We start from the raw sequence: 17,763 nt of genomic DNA, 5'->3' as shown, positions 1-17,763 counted from the left end.
AAGTAACTAAAAATAGCGCCGATCAGATCATTTCTGAGAAGGCGCTTTTTTTAGATTTAACTACGCAATATCAAATACACTACGAACTGCCAGCTGAGAAGTAAAGTCTTCTACAGTAAGTTTCTCGCTAATTAAACTTTTGTCAACGGTGATTTGCTTAGGTTCATTGGCTGATAAATCAAAATAATTATCGCTAAACTTACAATCCGCATCTGTTACGTCTAGTTCTACATATTTAGCAAACGCCGTTGACGTTAGGGTAATGATAAAAGACTCTTCGCTCTCCGTCACCTTATGTCTAATGCTTGGATTTAAAAATGCAAAGTGCTTTGGTTTTGTAAATAAAACCGTAGTACTTGATTTTTCAACCCCATCTACGTACAAGACACATTCCAAATAAGTTTCCCTAGCCTTTTCTTCTTGCAAAATGTCATCAAAAACTAACGTTTCACACAAAACAGCCGAAAGTTGAGCAACGTTTTGTTCAATCGTTCCAGATGAAATGATACTTGAGTCATTTTGACGAAGCTTCCACTCTACACGACACTCTTTTGTAGAAACTGTTTCATTCGTTATATATATCCCAGCAGTTGTTCCTTCTTCATTAATGGATAAAAGAACAGGGGCATAAAATTTCTTAGCAAAGTAGTGAAGAGCTTTCCATCGCCCATAGCTATCAATACTAGACCAAGAAGCCACTGGCCAGCAATCGTTTAATTGCCAATATATTGAACCCATGCAACGTCCGCGATTTCTTCTCCAATGTTCAACACCATACTTTATCGCATCGGCTTGTAATAACTGGGATGCGTATAATAGCGTATCAAAATCCTTAGGATACAAGTAGTTCTCTGAAAGATAGAAAAGTATCTTTCCATTGGCGGATCCATTTTTTTGATGCTGTTCCATCACATAAGAAAAAATATTTTGGTCTTCTGGTAGCGTAAATGATTTAACCGTTTTTAAAGATGGAAAAGATTGAAATCCAAACTCTGAACAAAACCTAAAATGATACTTACGGTACTCATCAAAAGGTTTTAAGCCATGCCATACTTCCCAATAGTGCACGTCACCTTCGTTTGGGTCACGAGGTCTGTCAAATCCGCCACCAGATGAAGGAGAAGACGGCCAGTAGTATGTTTGTGGATCATACTCCTTTACGATATCGTCTAGCAATACTTCAAAGATTTTAATATAATCTGTTCGATGCTTAGGCGTTTTTGGAAAATCCCAATATACCCAAGCTTCCTCGACCTCATTATTTCCACACCAAAGTCCTAGGCTTGCGTGATGACGAATTCGTTTAATGTTATCTATCGCTTCTTGAGTAATCGATTGCTTAAAATCATCTGATAAGTTATATACACTACAACCAAACATAAAATCCTGCCAAACAATTAATCCAAGACGGTCACATAAGTCAAAGAAATAATCATCCGGATAGTACCCGCCTCCCCACACACGGATCATATTAAAATTAGCCGCAATACAATCTCGAAGCAATGTTTCGGTTCGTTCTGGGGTAACTCTTGCTAGAATATTATCCTCAGGAATATAATTCGCACCCATTCCAAATATCGATATTCCATTTACAACAAATTCAAACGATTTACCCCATTCATCTGGTTCATGTTTAATGGTTAACGTTCGCAAACCAATATGATACTCTTTCTTGTCAAGTTGCTTATCTTTTGTTGAAGCATTGACTTCTACTTTATATAAAGGTTGGTCTCCATAACCATTGGGCCACCATAGGTGTGGATTCTCAACTGAAAAGGAAATATGCTCTTCGTTCTCTGATTGAATCGTCACTGTTTTTATTTCACTATCCCCATCAGGAGATATCAATGTAACGTCTATATCTATGCCGCTACCTTTTACATTCTCTAACTTGACTCTTACATCGACAACAACAACTTCTTCAGCATGATTTTGTGTTATATAAACATCTTCAATGCGCCCTGTGCTGTAACCTACAAGAAAAATGTTTCTCCAAATTCCTAAGTCGGGAATCTTAGGACCCCAATCCCAGCCAAACATACTATGCGCTTTACGAATGTGCGGATAGCCTTCAACCGCATCTACTACACCCCAAAGTGGCATTTGTTCCTGTTTCTCTTTAATATAGGAAATCGGTGAAAATAATAAAATTGTTATTTCATTTTTGCCAATTTCAACAAATGGTTTGACATCTATCTCATATGTACAGTGCATATTTTCTGTTTCAGTGATAAGTTTGCCATTAATATATATATGAGCTATCGTATCCAAACCCTCACAAACAAGAAGAACCTTATCTTGTAAATATAGCTGCTCTTCTACATGAAACTCGCGTGTATATTGATAATCTTTTGAAGCAATTTCATAGGATTGATGTTCATTATCACGGTAGAATGGGTCATCAATTTTTTCATTAACCAGTAAGTCATTCATTACTGAGCCAGGAACTATAGCGTCCTGCCAGTCTACTTCACTTTCTTCTTTCATCTTCCAAACACCATTTAAATCCAATGTAATCATACGTCACCTCAATCAATTCTTGTTATTTTTGTTATTAAAAAAGTTTCTATATAAAATATCATTATAACACAACTGTTGCTATTTATCATGGTTAAAATACATTAGATCCTTATGTACTAGAATGCCACCTCATGTAAAACCTTGTGAGCAGGTTATTAGTAAGGAGGGGTTACCAAAAAGAAGAGGGTAAGACAAAAGGTTATTTCCCTTTTATCTTACCCTATTCGGTAATCTTATTTATTTTGTTTGAATCATCTTTGTTCTAAAGTCAGTTTCATAGTATTCCAATTCTTCTCGAATGGTTTGGAACGGTCCCTCAATACTTTTCATCATATTTAACATTGACTCCGGTACAGACTTAGAAAAATGGATGGCATTTTTACCTGTGTAGGCTGAACGACTATCTTCGTACCAATTATCCACGCGGGGATTAAAAAACTCTTCAATGCAGTGATGGTAAATCCAAAATAATGTCTTTTCAGCTGCGACTTTTCGGAACGTTTTCCCGTTCATTATAATCTCACTCGCATCTTTTCCTTCCTCACAAAAAACTAGAACACGTCGTAGAGAAGACATAACGGATTTATAATATTCCGTTTCACTTTCTACTCCATCATGTAAGAGTCCAGAAAGAGTCGTTTCATCTAAAAAGTGACTAAGTTTTTGACAGATATCCGATAATGTTTCATGTGCTAATGTTAGTTGATTTTCAACTAGTGTATTCCCCATAAGCGTACACCTCCAGATCTTCGTTGTATCTTACATTACAATAATTCGACATACGAGTTGTATAGCCTTTTTTCATCCTACCACGTCAAGAAGTAAGTTGAAATGGGTGAGTTAATTTACATTCACCCTTTTGATAAAGTTGTGTAAAAAGGTCTTTCACAACCTGTAACTCTAAATTAATAAAGTATTGTTCAAACTCTTCAATTTCATTGATATATATTCGTTTCTTCTTTTTAAAATTCGGATTAGTTAATAGACATGCTAAAGCAACAATATCTTTAAAAGATACGTCTTTTCCGTCTATTGAAAAAAGCGGTTCATTTTGAAATTGGTCCATTTCTTTTATTTTTTCATCAAAATAGCGTACATAAAGAACATAAAATTCTTTATCTTTTCCATCCTCATGATAAACGACCTTTGACCGATTAAAAAAGTCTTCAGATGTGTTCGGTTTTTCTTTTTCTAGCTCATATCCTTCTGCATGTTTGATGATCAATATGATTCCCTCCACATTCTACATGTAAGCGTTTAACCATAGTATAACAAACTTACTCGGTTTTGAGAGGACTACTTTACAATTTTTTGTTTTTATTTAACATTTACCCCATCAAAAGACTCCTCAAACTTTTTAAAGAATAAATCAGCTTCTTCTTCAATTGCCATTTCATCAACAGCTTCAGGAAGAACAGGTAAATTATCAAGTGAGTTCAAGCCAAAATAATCCAAAAATTCTTTAGTTGTACCATATAAAATTGCTCGGCCTGTACCTTCCGCACGACCTACTTCTTTAATTAATAATTTCGTTACAAGTGTATGAATCGCCTTGTCAGATTTGACTCCACGGACTTCTTCGATTTCAACACGTGTGATCGGTTGCTTATAAGCTACAATAGCAAGTGTTTCAAGCGAGGCTTGGGATAATCCCGTATGGGTCGGAGAATATGCCAATCTTTTATAATACATCGCATGCTCTTTCTTGGTGGCAAGTTGGAAAGTCCCTGCTACCTCAACAAGCTGCATTCCTCTTGTATTATCTTTATATTCGAGCGCCAATTCATTCAATACATTTAGAACTGTAATTTCTTCACTATCAAGAACTTCTGCAATTTGCTTACAAGTTAGACCTTCATCTCCAGCTGCAAATAATAATCCTTCAATAATTCCTTTTAAATCATTCAAAGTCAAATGGAAGTTCCTCCTTTTTCATATGTATCATAATATCTGCAAAATTTTCATCCTGTTCACAATAAATGGAATTCCCCTTCATTAGTTCAAGAAGCGCTAAAAATGTAACAACAAGTTCAGAGCGGTCTGCATATTCAAATAATACGGAAAATGCTACCTTACCTCCAGCACGAGTTATCGCCTCCATCACTTCACCCATTCTTGTATCAATCGAATACTCCTGATGTTTCACAGTCGTTGAACGGGGAGCAATTAACATCTTGCGTTTTACCATTCGTTGGTAGGCTTCAATCATATCAAATAAGTTTACGCCCTTTACAGTAACAACCGAACGTTCCTCGTCTGAGATGTATTCATCTAAGCGACTCGGTGGCTTCGTATGAACTAATGCACGGTCTTGCTCCCGTTCCTGTAACCCTTGGGCAGCTTCTTTATATTTCCGATATTCAATCAAGCGATTCATCAATTCTTGTCTCGGATCTTCTTCATCCTCGGAATAATATTCATCTTCAAAGAGCTCGTCCTGATGTTTAGGAAGAAGCATTTTACTTTTAATTTCTAACAATGTGGCTGCCATGACTAAATATTCACTTGCTACATCGAGTTGAAGCTCCTGCATTGTATGAATATAATCCATATATTGCGCTGTAATATGAGCCATTGGTATATCATAAATATCTACTTCCGCCTGATTTATAAGGTGTAACAGTAAATCAAGAGGGCCTTCAAACGCATCTAACTTCACATTATATTGATTCATATTTCCTCCATGAACAATTGTTCATATGTATACTCGTTAGAGGTGATTATATCATATTTTCACTAAACTGAAATCACCAGTCTTCATCAGCTTAAAAAAAATATGATACACTATTAGTATCGGCATATAAGGAGAGCAAATCAAATGTATCCAAAACCTTTTCTCGATTATTTAGTTTATTTTCATGGGCAACGCGATTATTTTGAATGTCATGAAGTATTAGAGGAGTATTGGAAAGAACAACCTACTCAATCAAGGAAGAAGTATTGGGTCGGATTAATTCAAGTAGCAGTTGGGATGTATCATTATCGTCGCAGCAATTATAGTGGTGCTTCAAAAATGATAAGAAGTGCGATACAAACGATTGAAGAATATAACGAAGACATCACTCAGCTTGGAATTGAAGTACCATCATTTTTAACAGAACTAACCAAGGTTCAAGACAATATCGATACCAAACAACCCTATAAAGATATCAATATCCCCATCCATGACGAAAAATTATACCAAACATGTGCTGACCTCTGTCTGAACTCGGGTTGCCAATGGGGCAACCCAAGTAACTATAATGATGAATTCTTGATTCATAAGCATAAGTTACGTGACCGCAGTGATGTTATTGAAGAAAGAGATTACCAAAAACAACTTCGCAAAAAAAAATAAGGATAAGACAAAAGGTTATTTCACCTTTTGTCTTATCCTTATTATTGTTTCAATTCTACATTTATAAGGAAATCTTTTGTATATTGATTAGGTAACAATTCTCCAGTAACTTTGTTTTTCACCGCATGTATCATTTTTTTGCCAATGCCTTCTTCACGAAATGATGGATTAACACTTAGGTGACAAAGCTCTGCATTTCCATCAGCCATTAACCTAATTCCAATGACACCAACAATAACGTCTTCCTTCCACAAATAGAGCTCCCACTCATCACTTGCTTCGTATTTATCAATCGTCTCCTGGAGTTTCTTTACGTCTTTTTCGCTTGGCATGTAAGAAATTAACCCCATCGCAATTTTCTTAAATGAGGACTTATACTTTAGTAACATAATTCATCCCTCTTATGAATCTCAGAATCTTTCTATTTCATAATATGATTATACCATTTAATTGGTTCTTAGCGGAGAGGGTAATTTGAATGAGGACCATGGTAATGCAAACGACAAACACAAAAAACCTGATAAACAAGGGTTCCCTTATTTACCAGGCAGATATATTACTTATTTTTCAAGCTCTCTACTTAGGTTAGCCATTTCAATGGCGGCAACAGCAGCTTCCCATCCTTTATTACCTGCTTTTGTTCCTGCTCTTTCAATAGCTTGCTCAATGGTATCTGTAGTCAACACGCCAAAGATAACGGGGATTCCTGTTTGAAGTGATAAGCCACCTACTCCTTTAGCTACTTCATTACATACATAATCAAAATGTGGAGTTGATCCACGAATAACTGTACCTAACGTAATAATCGCGTCGTACTTTTTTGAGTCTGCCATTTTTTTTGCAGCAAACGGAATTTCAAATGCTCCAGGTACCCATGCGATATCAACATCTGCCCCATTTGAGCCATGACGTTTAAGCGCATCTTCAGCACCACCTAATAATTTACTTGTAATAAATTCATTAAATCGCCCAACAACAATTCCAATTTTTAAATCTGATGCTACTAAATTTCCTTCAAATGTTTTTGCCATAATAAAATCCTCCTCAGTATGTAGCTTTTTCAAAGGCTCTGCTTTGAAAAAGGTCTTTATTTATTAAAAATGAAGCATATGACCCAGCTTTTTATTTTTGGTTCGTAAATAATTTTCGTTGTCTTTATTATGTGGCATTTGTATTGGGACACGGTCTACGATTTCTAAACCGTAGCCACTTAATCCTGCAATCTTCCTAGGATTATTAGTAAGTAATTTCATTTTTGAAATGCCTAGGTCACGTAAAATTTGAGCACCGATGCCATAATCTCGCAAATCAGGAGCAAAGCCAAGTTTTTCATTAGCTTCGACGGTATCATAGCCTTCTTCTTGTAGTTTATAGGCTCTCATTTTATTAATAAGTCCAATCCCTCGGCCTTCTTGCCTCATATATAATAAGACCCCACGACCTTCTTGTTCAATTTGAGCAAGTGCTGCATGTAACTGTGGACCACAATCGCAGCGATGAGAACCAAATACATCGCCAGTCAAACATTCAGAATGGACACGGACAAGCGTAGGTTCACCTGGAATGATTTCTCCTTTTACAAGAGCCACATTTTCTTTCCCCTCAAGGATATCAGAAAAACCGATTGCTTTAAACTCCCCGAACTCCGTTGGCATCTTAATTTCAACTTCACGTTGCACTAGCTTATCTTTGCGGTGACGATATTGGATTAAATCTTTAATCGTAATCATTTTCAAATCATGCTCATCTGCTATTTTTCGGAGCTCAGGCACTCTTGCCATCGACCCATCGTCATTCATAATTTCACAAATGACTCCCGCTGGCTTAGCTCCTGATAATCTTGCAAGGTCAACCGCTGCTTCTGTATGCCCAGCACGTCGCAAGACTCCACCATCCTTAGCGATGAGAGGAAAAATGTGACCTGGGCGTTTGAAATGATGCTTTTTTGCATTGTCATCAATGAGTGCCATAATCGTGGTAGAACGTTCGGCCGCACTAATTCCGGTAGTCGTTGATTGATGGTCAACACTAACTGTAAATGCAGTTCCATGAGGGTCTGTATTATGGTCGACCATTGGAACAAGGTCTAACTCTCTTGCTCGGTCTTTCGTTATTGGAGCACACACAAGGCCGCGACCGTATTTAACCATAAAGTTAATCACTTCAGGAGTCGTTTTTTCAGCTAACGATACAAAATCACCTTCATTTTCACGGTCTTCATCATCACAAACAATAATAACTTTTCCTTGTATCAGCTCGTATATCGCTTCTTCTATTTTATCAAACATGCCTCTCCACCCCATTTCTTCATATTAGTAAAAGCCGTGTTCAGATAAAAAGCTTTTCGTAATATTTCCTTCAGCTGATTTCTGACTAAATCGTCGTTCAATAAATTGCTCAATATATTTTCCGATCATATCGCATTCAATATTAACAATATCGCCAACTTTTTTTCCGCCAATCACAGTTTCCGTTAACGTATGAGGAATAATTGAAACGGTAAAGGATGAGTCCGACACCTGAAAAACGGTTAGACTTGTTCCATCGACAGACACAGAGCCTTTGACGATAAAATAAGGCTGGATTTCTTTTGGTACTTCAATTTCATAATACACAGCATTATCGACAGCTTCTTTACGAACAATTTTACCGATCCCATCGACATGACCCGATACAAAATGTCCACCAAATCGACCACCAGCTGCCATCGCACGCTCTAAGTTCACCGATGAACCTCTTGTTAGCATTCGAAGGCTTGTGTTTCTTACCGTCTCCGGCATGAGGTCGACTGTAAACTGTTTTGTCGTAAACGAAGTCACAGTAAGACAAACTCCATTGACAGCAATACTGTCTCCAAGCTTAACATCATCTAAGATGGAATTTGCTTTAATCGTCATTACAATCGCTTCATTTTTTTGTTGAATTTGTTCTATGGTCCCAATTTCCTCAATAATTCCTGTAAACATTAGTCTCCCCCCTTTACCCTTGATATTATTTTTATATCTTCTCCGATTTGTTCAACAGACTGAATTTGCAATGAGAGAACATCACTCATTTGTGTAAATCCCTCGCCCCCAACAGCTGTTGGAGCCTGCTTTCCTCCCATTAGTTTAGGGGCAATGTAAGTGATGACTTGATTGACTGCTTTTGATGTGATGAAACTACCATTTATCTCTGCACCGCCTTCCACAAAAAGCGATGTCATTTGTTGTTCTCCTAATAACGTCAGTAATGATGGGATTTCAATCGTTTCAGTTGGAAGTACAAATACGGATACACCGGCTTTTTCTAATGCTTCTTTCTTGGTCACGTCAGCACGATTTGATGTAACAATCCAAGTAGGAGCTTCATTATCTTGAACTACGTTTGACTCAATCGGTATTCGTAACAGTGAGTCGACTATGACCCGAATTGGGTTCTTCCCACCATTTTCAAGCCTCGTAGTAAGCGAAGGGTTGTCTGCAAGTACCGTTCCGATCCCAACTAATATACCGTCATGTTCATGCCGGTATCGATGAACATCTTCACGTGCTTTTGCTCCGGTTATCCATTTACTTTCACCTGTAACTGTAGCCGTTTTCCCGTCAAGGCTCGTCGCAGACTTTAGCGTGACATACGGTTTCCTTGTTTTCATAAAATGAAAGAAAACTTGATTCAATTCATTGGCTTCATCTTGCAAAACGCCAATTTCAACATCGATTCCCGCATCCTGTAACTTTCGTATCCCTTTTCCAGCCACACTTGGATTTGGGTCTACAGTAGCAATCACTACTCGCTTAACGTTAGAAGCAATTAATAGGTCGGCACAAGGTGGCGTCCTTCCATGGTGACTACATGGTTCAAGCGTAACATAAGCTGTTGCACCTTGAGCTTTTTCTTTAGCCATATGGACCGCGTGAACTTCCGCATGACCCTCACCAGCTTTTAAATGTGCCCCCATTCCGACTATTTTCCCATCGTTCACAATGACACAGCCTACAAGTGGATTAGGGCTCGTTTGTCCTTTGGCACTTTCCGCTATCGTAAGTGCTAGCTTCATGTATTCTTCATCTTTCATGTTCTACATCTCCTTCCAAAAACAAAAACGCCTCAAAGGATAATGACCTTCAAGACGATTAGGATATGATTTGAAAAGAGGTCAGGGTAAAGAAACCCTTGCAATAAGCATAAGGGATTACTGAATAAGCATCGTTTTCACTTATAAAAAGACGACTGCTCGTGTCAAATAGACACACTTCACCTGTGGAATTCACTTGATTTTTTAAAAAACAAGCTACCCTCTTTTCCTTCTCCCATCCAGACTGTAACTGTCGGCCCTGGAGTTTCACCAGATCCACCGCTTTTCGTTCGAAAACCGGGTCACGGACTAAGAAGCTATGCTTCATCACCGCCGGTAGGGAATTTCACCCTGCCCCGAAGGAAAGTATTTAATTGTAATGAATAATAGCATTGAAAATAGGAAAAAGCAAGAAATTAAACTTTAGTCTTTACGTTTGTTTGTCGATCCGTGTATAAGACTTTCTAACTTCACATACTAATCATATTCGACTTCGGGGGTGATAACATGGGCGATTGGAACAAACAGGCCGCGAGAAATAACAACATTCAGCCTGATTTAACATTTAACAATGAAGAAATGGAAAAACGAAAAATCCAACAAAATGTACAAGAACAAATAGGAATGGAAGCGATAGGTCAAGAAGAAAAAGATGTAAGGCCTCAAGATGGACAATAATTTATACATTTTACTGTCTTCTTTTGGTGTAAAAAGAGAGCTTTCCACATTGAGGTGTGGAGAGCTCCTTTTATCTAGCAAGAACAAGTATACGTTTTTTATACAACGCACCAATTGTGTTAAGTAAAAAAACGGGTAGCTTCTTAGGAAACAGTTTATGCTTATAAAACCGATTAAACGCTGCCTTTAAATCATTCCATTGCTGACAAGCTTTTGTTTGTCTAAAACGAGCAACATCAATTAAGCGAATTCTTCCATCTTTCGTTAACATTATATTTTTCAAATGAACATCTGAAGGGTTTAACCCTCTAGCTTTAGCTTCATGAAGTGCAATATCAATTTCTTGTATACTTTGTTCTGTAATTTGTACCCCGTTATGGAGACAATCGAACAACGTATTTCCGTCAATGAAATCAATGACTAAGTAGTTTGGTCCATAATCATATAGGGTTGGAAAAAAATCAATCCCGCTTAGGAGATGATATATTTCTGCTTCTTCATTTGCTACTTGAGTGAATTGTGGATAAAATACTTTCAGCACTTGGTTTGTTCCTTTTATTTTAAAAGCATACGCACTTCTACCTACACCAATTAACTGTAAAGAATCGTCTTTTTGTAGTAACTCAATTTTTCTACCATCTTTACGTAAGAAAACACTCTGAGCTAACTCATTGAATGATTTCATGGGTCTTCTCTCCCTTTTTTTAAATTAAACCTAGAGATCAAAAAAACCTTTACCATAAATGATAAAAGTGGGTTTAAAATAAACGGGCACCTTTACCGAAATGATAAAGGTCTTGCTAACGACTAAATGCGCCAATATAGCCGAGAGTAAAAACTCTGTAATGACGACTATACTGTTAAAGCTACTCCCCTTTAGGGACTATATAATTAATAACCCAATCATAAAATAGGAACGCTCCCCTGTCAATAAAAAAATAGGATGCTCCTAGGTTAATTTTAACCTTTGGATACACCCTACCTTTTAAATCCTATTCGTCCCAAACCTTCACTTCTGACATAATGTCATTTGGGCGAATACGGTCAACAGAATCCATACCTTCAATTACTTTACCGAAAACAGTATGTACACCATCTAAATGTGGTTGTGCTTCAAACACGATGAAGAATTGACTTCCACCAGTGTCTTTTCCTGCATGGGCCATCGATAATGAACCACGCTCGTGTTTATGTGGATTCCCAGCTGTTTCACACTTAATGGAGTAGCCAGGACCACCTGTCCCATTTCCAGTTGGACATCCACCTTGTGCAACGAATCCTGGGATAACACGATGGAATGTTAACCCGTTATAAAAGCCCTCGTTTGCTAGCTTTTCAAAATTCTCAACAGTTCCAGGTGCTTCTTCTGGAAAAAATTCAATGACAATTTTTTCGCCATTCTCAAAAGTAATACTTCCTTTTTTCATATGTATAACCTCCTTTAATAAGATCTTTCCCATAATATCATAAAACAGTCATAAATCGAAAGTTTATGACTGTTTAAATCTTTTTGTGTTTATTTAAGGTTTTCATTTTGAATGTTCCAAACCGTTTGATTTTTCACTGCACCTGATGATAGAAATCCACTTCGTACACTTATAAAATAGTGTTCAGCTTCTTCAACGTCAAATACAATCGTCCCTCTCTTTTCTTGTCCCGGATGTAACATACCTCTTAGTTTTGTTATGTCGGAAAATTGAGAAGAGATATCAAATGTACCCGTTTCTTCTAAGTCAGCTGTTACCTGTAAGACACTAATGGGTTCATCTGCTGTTAAATCACTAGAACCGATATTCTCCACAGTTACTTCTACTGAAAAAAAATAGTCTAGTGATGGCTTCTTTCCTTCTAGCTCTTGGGCAAATGAGATTGAATGAATCGTAATTTGATAGCTACCAATTGTATCCTCAAGTATACCTGTGTCACCAAGTTCAAGGTCAACTTGGTCAGGTATGCCATCCTCTTCATTCTCGCTTGCCTGTTCATTATTAATTTGTGTCACTCCGCCAATCATTTTCTCCGTACTGCAACCTACAATAAATAAAAACAATAAAACTAGCGCAGCGATTTTCCCTACCTTTATCATTACACCACAATCCCATTTAGAAGTTTACTAACAAAAATATACTTTTATAAGTTACCTTTAAATAGGCTTGTCTTTCAATAGTTTTTCCTAACTTTTACAAAAACAGGATTTTTATACTATGTAGATTTTTTATTACCTAAAAATAACTACTTATTATCTATTGTTCTTTTTGTTTTTCTAACATAAGGTAATCAGAAATCATTTGATAGGGCACAAAAATCTCATGCCCTGGCAACGAACTTACGAAACTAACGACCATTTCTAGTTCTGGGATGACAATCACGTAATTCCCGCCAAACCCTATGGCGTAATAAGCATCGTATCCTCCAATTGCCTTTACAAACCACTGAAAACCGTATCCTCCATGGAATGGGTCAACATAAATATGCTCTTCTGTTGATTTCTTAATCCACTCGCTTGAAATAATTTGTTCACCTTTCCAAACGCCATCTCGTAAATATAAATAACCAAATCGCGCCAAGTCTCGAGCACTAGTTTTTATCCCAAAGCCACCGTTTGCTATTCCAAGATTATCTTCGCTCCAACTCCCACTCCAAATGACGTTTTCCATTCCAATAACCTCAAATAAATAGTCAGAAGCAAAGTCTCGTGTATTACTTTCGGTAGCAAATGCTATGATTCTTGATAATAAATGCGAATTTCCAGAGCTATAATTATAAAAAGTCCCTGGGTCATGAAGTAATTCTCTTTCTAACACAAAGTTTGCCCAATCTGAGCTTTGAGCCATTTGCTGTGGTAAGTTTGTTCCTTCCTGCATCTCTGGATAGTCAAGTCCACTTGTCATATTCAGTAAATGCTCGATCGTAATTTGTTCTTTTTTTATATTATCAATCTCACCATTGAAATATGAGAAATAAGGGACAATCGGTTGATTCACATCATCTATGTACTCTTTATCTATTGCCAGACCGACTAGTGCAGAAATCATGCTTTTCGTTACTGAAAATACAGGGTAAACATTCATATCGTTATTCACTTGTTGATATTCATGAACGATATATCCATCCTTCACCATTACCATGGAGTGAATATTAAAGAAGGATATCCTCTCGTTTAGTTTCATTAATTCAGTCTCATTCAAACCTACATCCTCTGGCTGTTTTGTTTCCCATTCCTGAGATGGATAATAAAATTCATTGGCTTTACTACTACTATCTTTTGATGTACAACCTACCAAAAGGATGAGAAACAGAAAGATAAAACTTCCTTTGTTCACGAACATCACCGCCAATTCTACAATAAATATTTCTTTATTATAGTGAAGTGACTTCAAAACAGTCATGTTACTTCTGTCCCTATTTTAATTCATGTAAAAGAAATTCAAACGATTACAAAAGAATAGCAATGTTTTTCATTCCTTAATAGCGTCTAACCAAAGCAAAAAACGAGGGCGAGACAAAAGGTTAATAAAACAACCCTTTGTCTCACCCTCTTCTACTACTATTTCTTTACCTATATCGTTTCTTTCGTCTTTACCAGTAGCGGTAAATCAAGACGAACTATATCTTCGTATGTTTCTCTATTCACAACGAGTGTATCTTCACCATCTTCAACAAATACTACTGGTGGACGTGGAATACGGTTATAGTTGTTTGCCATCGAGTATCCATAAGCTCCTGTACAAAACACAGCTAAGATATCTTCATGATTTGCTTTTGGTAGTGGTAAATCCCAGATAAGCATATCTCCACTTTCACAGCATTTTCCTGCAATTGAGAATTTCTCTGTTGCTTCTTCGGTCGCACGATTCGCAAGAACACCTTCATACTCCGCTTGATAAAGAGCTGGGCGCAAGTTATCAGTCATTCCTCCATCTACAGATAAGTAATGGCGTACATTAGGAATTTCTTTTTGTGAACCAAGCGTATATAGGGTTGTTCCTGCATCACCGACAATAGAACGGCCTGGCTCAATCCAGATTTCAGGAATGTCCACTTCTAACAGTTCAGCTTGTTGTTTCACCGCAGCGACAGTTGCTTTAATGTAATCCGCTGCAGGTAACGGGGTATCTCCTTCCACATACCTGATACCAAATCCGCCACCAAGGTTTAACACGGTCGGCACAAATCCAAGTTCTTTTTTCCACTTTTGAATAAAAGAAAAGATTTTTTCAACTGCTAACACAAACCCTCTTGTTTCAAAAATTTGAGAACCAATATGACAATGTAATCCAAGTAAGTTGACATGTGATGATGCTTCTGAGATTTGAATCGCACGGTCAACTTGACCACTAATTAAATCAAATCCGAACTTTGAATCTTCTTGACCCGTTGAAATATACTCATGTGTATGCGCTTCTACGCCAGGCGTGGTTCGCAGTAAAATCGATACGATTGTACCATGTTTTTTGCTAAGTTGTTCTAACTGCTCTAACTCATAAAAATTGTCTACGACAAAACAACCGATTCCAGCTTCGACAGCCATTTCCATCTCCTGATAACTTTTGTTATTCCCATGGAAATGAACTCGTTCCATCGGAAATCCTGCGACCATTGCCGTATGAAGTTCCCCACCTGACACAACATCTAAGCTTAAACCAAGCTCATTCGCAAGTTGCACCATCGCTACACAGCTAAACGCCTTACTAGCATACGCTACCTGAGCCGTTATACCTAGGTCTTGGAAAGCTTGTTTAAAGTCATACGCTCTCTGTCTCATTAAAGCAACATCATAAACAAAAACAGGCGTACCGTATTTTTTAGCCAATTCAACGGAATCGACTCCCCCAATTTCAAGATGACCGCGATCATTTATTTTACTAGTTCCATGTAAATGCATCTGTTTCTCTCTCCTCATACAAAGTTCTAAATCATATAGAAAAAGCAGCTAATGTCGTTACACTAGCTGCTTTCATTAAAAGCAAGAGTAACCTCATTACAGATAATCCTGCAATAGGCAGCGGCAGATGAATTATCATTCTGCCTCACATGTCTCCTTCTTCATTTTGTTATGAAGAATATCATAGTTAACTTTACCACATCATTCATGGTGTATCAACTAGATTATTCACCTTGTTTGATTGGATCACCTGGATTAGTAATCCTTGGTCTTCGTTTAACTGAAGGGACAGCAACGCGAACTAAAATATTCCACATCGCCTGTGGGTCAAGTGGTAAAAACGGCCATAAGTACGGTTTATTAAACGAACGGATATTGGCAAGAAATAAAATTAATAATGTTGTACCAATTACGAAGCCTGGAAGTTTAAAAATAGCTACTACAGTAAGTAACAATATTCTCATGATTTTTAAAGCTATCCCTAGCTCATAACTTGGTGTAGCAAAGGTTCCAATTGCCCCTAAGGCTACATACAATATAACCTCTGGTGTAAACAAACCAACCGTTATCGCGATATCCCCTATTAAAAGGGCTGCAACTAAGCCGAGAGCTGTTGCTAATGGTGATGGTGTATGAATGGCGGCCATTCGCAATAGCTCAATTCCAATTTCAGCAAGAATAATCTGCGCGAAAATCGGAACATTATTTGTATCATTTGGACCAATAAACTCAAGCATCTCTGGCAATAAACTAGGTTGCATGACCATTAGTAACCAGAGTGGTAAAATAAATAAAGCAATGAGCATCCCACTGTATCTTACCCAGCGTAAAAATGTCCCGATTGCTGGGGCCTGGCGATATTCTTCAGCATGTTGAACATGATGAAAAATCGTAGTTGGGGTAATAATCACACTTGGTGAACCATCGACAAATACGATAATGTGCCCCTCTAGTAAATGGGTTGCTGCAACATCTGGTCGCTCTGTATAGCGAACCATTGGAAATGGGTTAAATCCTTGTTTTACAATGAATTCTTCAACGACTTTATCCGCCATTGTTAATCCATCAATATCAATCGAAACAATCTCTTTACGAATAATTTCTACGAGCGTCGGGTCTGCAATTCCATCAATATAGGACATGCATATGTCCGTTTGAGAACGCTGGCCGACTTGCATAATTTCATGACGAAGTCTCTCATCTCGAATTCGTCTTCTTGTTAATCCGGTATTAACAATAATATTTTCGGTATAACCGTCACGAGCTCCGCGGACCACTCTTTCTGTATCAGGCTCATCAGGTCCTCTTGAAGGGTATGAACGAACATCAATCATCAATGCCTCATCTTCACCTTCAATAAAGACAGCCATTAACCCTGAAAGCATAAAGAAAATAACTTCGTCCAACGATTTAATAGGATCCACTTGGACATGAACTAAATGATTTTGAATTTTTTCCTTAATCGAAATCACATTTAAGTCTTTTCTTTTTTCAGTATCATCGAGTTGCATGAGCCCTTTTAATTGCTCAATCATAAATTGCGTGTCTGTTAATCCATTCACAAAATAGATATGAACTTCCTTTTCCAATATTTTGAGTTTACGCTGACAGACATCAAAGCTTTTGTCCATTCCGAGTCTAGTTTTTAAATTCTTTGCGTTTTCTGTGATATTGGAGGAAACAGACATTTTATTCGCATGCTTAGGAATATTTGCTTCCATTGGTTCTGCTCCTTTCTAGAATAAGTTCAACCGCTTTTTTCGTTATGGGAGCGCCTTTTTCCACAATATCCTGTCCTGCCATTTTACCGACATCTCCTATGCCAACAATGAAAGGAATATTTAACTCATCCAAGATATAAACGGTGTCGCCATCTATTCTTCCTACTTCTAGGTCTGGTAACCCATATTTGTCCACTCCAAATTCTGTTAATTTCCCAGTACGATCGATACTGATATCGACTTTGGTCCATTCGTGGGAATGCGTAGAAGAGGCCACAGCAATTGCTCCAATAACTTCTATTGTTTTTTCATTCGCAACAATTCTCATTGCTTCTTCACCCTGGCCTTTTTCATGAAAACCACAATCGTCAAACATCACCAGTACAGGGTCATGTGGTGCTTTGTGTATGAGAGAAATCAGTTCATTTCCAGTTAATCTTGTAGGGTTCCCTGCAGAACTTGAAATGCAACGACCACCAATTTGCTTAGCTACAATTTCAACTGCTTTTCTCGCATGGTCGTCCCCATCCGTAATTAAAATGACGCGTTTTTTGTCTCTCATCTC

At 37.6% G+C, this 17,763-nt stretch carries 19 protein-coding genes and 1 riboswitch; of the genes, 2 read left to right on the top strand and 17 right to left on the bottom strand.

All coding sequences use genetic code 11. The features are described from left to right. Positions 1-60: 60 nt before the first annotated feature. The 5 genes from BK585_RS09330 to BK585_RS09310 form a co-directional block, all read right to left on the bottom strand. Positions 61-2,520: a beta-mannosidase gene (locus BK585_RS09330; RefSeq protein ID WP_078553183.1), complete on the bottom strand. Its 2,460-nt coding sequence runs from the start codon at positions 2,518-2,520 to the stop codon at positions 61-63. 237 nt (positions 2,521-2,757) lie between these two features. Further along, positions 2,758-3,249 carry a DUF3907 family protein gene (locus tag BK585_RS09325; RefSeq protein WP_078553182.1) on the bottom strand — a complete coding sequence of 164 codons (492 nt, stop codon included), beginning with the start codon at positions 3,247-3,249 and terminating at the stop codon, positions 2,758-2,760. 85 nt (positions 3,250-3,334) lie between these two features. After that, positions 3,335-3,745 (bottom strand): hypothetical protein, encoded by a 411-nt coding sequence (locus BK585_RS09320; protein ID WP_078553181.1) that lies wholly within the window; start codon positions 3,743-3,745, stop codon positions 3,335-3,337. A 92-nt stretch (positions 3,746-3,837) separates the two neighbouring features. Beyond that, entirely contained in the window at positions 3,838-4,434 is a 597-nt protein-coding gene (gene scpB, locus BK585_RS09315) for an SMC-Scp complex subunit ScpB (protein WP_078553180.1), read from the bottom strand. After that, complete coding sequence (locus BK585_RS09310; protein WP_078553179.1) at positions 4,421-5,194, bottom strand: segregation/condensation protein A; 774 nt, start codon at positions 5,192-5,194, stop codon at positions 4,421-4,423. The genes scpB and BK585_RS09310 overlap by 14 nt, the downstream gene beginning before the upstream one ends. Before the next feature lie 144 nt (positions 5,195-5,338). Here BK585_RS09310 and BK585_RS09305 point away from each other — a divergent pair, with 144 nt between their 5' ends. Next, the gene (locus tag BK585_RS09305; RefSeq protein WP_078553178.1) at positions 5,339-5,857 is read left to right on the top strand and encodes a DUF309 domain-containing protein; all 519 of its coding nucleotides are present in this window, start codon (positions 5,339-5,341) and stop codon (positions 5,855-5,857) included. Positions 5,858-5,898: 41 nt separating this feature from the next. On the opposite strand, the gene BK585_RS09300 is transcribed toward BK585_RS09305, so the two are convergent. The 5 genes from BK585_RS09300 to ribD all read right to left on the bottom strand — a co-directional run bounded on the left by BK585_RS09300 (position 5,899) and on the right by ribD (position 9,914). Next, a complete protein-coding gene (locus BK585_RS09300; RefSeq protein ID WP_078553177.1) occupies positions 5,899-6,246 on the bottom strand; it encodes a GNAT family N-acetyltransferase in 348 nt (115 codons plus the stop codon). A gap of 171 nt (positions 6,247-6,417) precedes the next feature. Further along, complete coding sequence (gene ribH, locus BK585_RS09295; RefSeq protein ID WP_078553176.1) at positions 6,418-6,888, bottom strand: 6,7-dimethyl-8-ribityllumazine synthase; 471 nt, start codon at positions 6,886-6,888, stop codon at positions 6,418-6,420. 63 nt (positions 6,889-6,951) lie between these two features. After that, the gene (locus tag BK585_RS09290; RefSeq protein ID WP_078553175.1) at positions 6,952-8,145 is read right to left on the bottom strand and encodes a bifunctional 3,4-dihydroxy-2-butanone-4-phosphate synthase/GTP cyclohydrolase II; all 1,194 of its coding nucleotides are present in this window, start codon (positions 8,143-8,145) and stop codon (positions 6,952-6,954) included. A gap of 24 nt (positions 8,146-8,169) precedes the next feature. After that, positions 8,170-8,823 carry a riboflavin synthase gene (gene ribE / locus BK585_RS09285; RefSeq protein WP_078553174.1) on the bottom strand — a complete coding sequence of 218 codons (654 nt, stop codon included), beginning with the start codon at positions 8,821-8,823 and terminating at the stop codon, positions 8,170-8,172. Beyond that, the gene (ribD, locus tag BK585_RS09280) at positions 8,823-9,914 is read right to left on the bottom strand and encodes a bifunctional diaminohydroxyphosphoribosylaminopyrimidine deaminase/5-amino-6-(5-phosphoribosylamino)uracil reductase RibD (protein ID WP_078553173.1); all 1,092 of its coding nucleotides are present in this window, start codon (positions 9,912-9,914) and stop codon (positions 8,823-8,825) included. The genes ribE and ribD overlap by 1 nt, the downstream gene beginning before the upstream one ends. Before the next feature lie 223 nt (positions 9,915-10,137). Beyond that, a riboswitch (FMN riboswitch) is annotated at positions 10,138-10,282 on the bottom strand. A gap of 139 nt (positions 10,283-10,421) precedes the next feature. Here ribD and BK585_RS23985 point away from each other — a divergent pair. Then, entirely contained in the window at positions 10,422-10,592 is a 171-nt protein-coding gene (locus BK585_RS23985) for a hypothetical protein (protein WP_170885525.1), read from the top strand. A gap of 70 nt (positions 10,593-10,662) precedes the next feature. Here BK585_RS23985 and BK585_RS09275 read toward each other — a convergent pair whose 3' ends face one another. From BK585_RS09275 to spoVAEA, 7 genes are all read right to left on the bottom strand, one after another. Next, a complete protein-coding gene (locus BK585_RS09275) occupies positions 10,663-11,277 on the bottom strand; it encodes a serine/threonine protein kinase (protein WP_078553172.1) in 615 nt (204 codons plus the stop codon). A gap of 307 nt (positions 11,278-11,584) precedes the next feature. Further along, the gene (locus BK585_RS09270) at positions 11,585-12,019 is read right to left on the bottom strand and encodes a peptidylprolyl isomerase (RefSeq protein WP_078553171.1); all 435 of its coding nucleotides are present in this window, start codon (positions 12,017-12,019) and stop codon (positions 11,585-11,587) included. Between the two features lie 89 nt (positions 12,020-12,108). After that, the gene (locus BK585_RS09265) at positions 12,109-12,678 is read right to left on the bottom strand and encodes a DUF4352 domain-containing protein (RefSeq protein WP_078553170.1); all 570 of its coding nucleotides are present in this window, start codon (positions 12,676-12,678) and stop codon (positions 12,109-12,111) included. Between the two features lie 157 nt (positions 12,679-12,835). Continuing rightward, positions 12,836-13,981, bottom strand: coding sequence for a serine hydrolase domain-containing protein (locus tag BK585_RS09260; protein ID WP_078553169.1), 1,146 nt, complete (start codon positions 13,979-13,981; stop codon positions 12,836-12,838). A gap of 170 nt (positions 13,982-14,151) precedes the next feature. Beyond that, positions 14,152-15,477 (bottom strand): diaminopimelate decarboxylase, encoded by a 1,326-nt coding sequence (gene lysA, locus BK585_RS09255; RefSeq protein ID WP_078553168.1) that lies wholly within the window; start codon positions 15,475-15,477, stop codon positions 14,152-14,154. Positions 15,478-15,701: 224 nt separating this feature from the next. Continuing rightward, the gene (locus tag BK585_RS09250) at positions 15,702-17,198 is read right to left on the bottom strand and encodes a spore germination protein (protein ID WP_078553167.1); all 1,497 of its coding nucleotides are present in this window, start codon (positions 17,196-17,198) and stop codon (positions 15,702-15,704) included. Further along, positions 17,179-17,760, bottom strand: a complete 582-nt coding sequence (gene spoVAEA / locus BK585_RS09245; protein WP_078553166.1) for a stage V sporulation protein SpoVABEA — start codon at positions 17,758-17,760, stop codon at positions 17,179-17,181. Before spoVAEA ends, BK585_RS09250 begins: the two co-directional genes overlap by 20 nt. Positions 17,761-17,763 lie beyond the last annotated feature (3 nt).

It is taken from the genome of Bacillus alkalicellulosilyticus (assembly GCF_002019795.1).
Classification (GTDB): Bacteria; Bacillota; Bacilli; order Bacillales; family Bacillaceae_F; genus Bacillus_AO; species Bacillus_AO alkalicellulosilyticum.
Note: the sequence above shows the minus strand (reverse complement) of the source record. Positions and strands in the feature narration are given on the sequence as shown.

Coding starts and splice junctions, on each gene's coding strand:
- ribH (WP_078553176.1), bottom strand. CDS start 6,888: ATGGCAAAAACATTTGAAGGAAATTTAGTAGCATCAGATTTAAAAATT.
- BK585_RS09300 (WP_078553177.1), bottom strand. CDS start 6,246: ATGTTACTAAAGTATAAGTCCTCATTTAAGAAAATTGCGATGGGGTTA.
- BK585_RS09250 (WP_078553167.1), bottom strand. CDS start 17,198: ATGGAAGCAAATATTCCTAAGCATGCGAATAAAATGTCTGTTTCCTCC.
- BK585_RS09290 (WP_078553175.1), bottom strand. CDS start 8,145: ATGTTTGATAAAATAGAAGAAGCGATATACGAGCTGATACAAGGAAAA.
- lysA (WP_078553168.1), bottom strand. CDS start 15,477: ATGCATTTACATGGAACTAGTAAAATAAATGATCGCGGTCATCTTGAA.
- ribE (WP_078553174.1), bottom strand. CDS start 8,823: ATGTTTACAGGAATTATTGAGGAAATTGGGACCATAGAACAAATTCAA.
- BK585_RS09275 (WP_078553172.1), bottom strand. CDS start 11,277: ATGAAATCATTCAATGAGTTAGCTCAGAGTGTTTTCTTACGTAAAGAT.
- BK585_RS23985 (WP_170885525.1), top strand. CDS start 10,422: ATGGGCGATTGGAACAAACAGGCCGCGAGAAATAACAACATTCAGCCT.
- ribD (WP_078553173.1), bottom strand. CDS start 9,914: ATGAAAGATGAAGAATACATGAAGCTAGCACTTACGATAGCGGAAAGT.
- BK585_RS09325 (WP_078553182.1), bottom strand. CDS start 3,249: ATGGGGAATACACTAGTTGAAAATCAACTAACATTAGCACATGAAACA.
- BK585_RS09265 (WP_078553170.1), bottom strand. CDS start 12,678: ATGATAAAGGTAGGGAAAATCGCTGCGCTAGTTTTATTGTTTTTATTT.
- BK585_RS09270 (WP_078553171.1), bottom strand. CDS start 12,019: ATGAAAAAAGGAAGTATTACTTTTGAGAATGGCGAAAAAATTGTCATT.
- BK585_RS09330 (WP_078553183.1), bottom strand. CDS start 2,520: ATGATTACATTGGATTTAAATGGTGTTTGGAAGATGAAAGAAGAAAGT.
- BK585_RS09260 (WP_078553169.1), bottom strand. CDS start 13,981: ATGACTGTTTTGAAGTCACTTCACTATAATAAAGAAATATTTATTGTA.
- BK585_RS09310 (WP_078553179.1), bottom strand. CDS start 5,194: ATGAATCAATATAATGTGAAGTTAGATGCGTTTGAAGGCCCTCTTGAT.
- spoVAEA (WP_078553166.1), bottom strand. CDS start 17,760: ATGAGAGACAAAAAACGCGTCATTTTAATTACGGATGGGGACGACCAT.
- BK585_RS09305 (WP_078553178.1), top strand. CDS start 5,339: ATGTATCCAAAACCTTTTCTCGATTATTTAGTTTATTTTCATGGGCAA.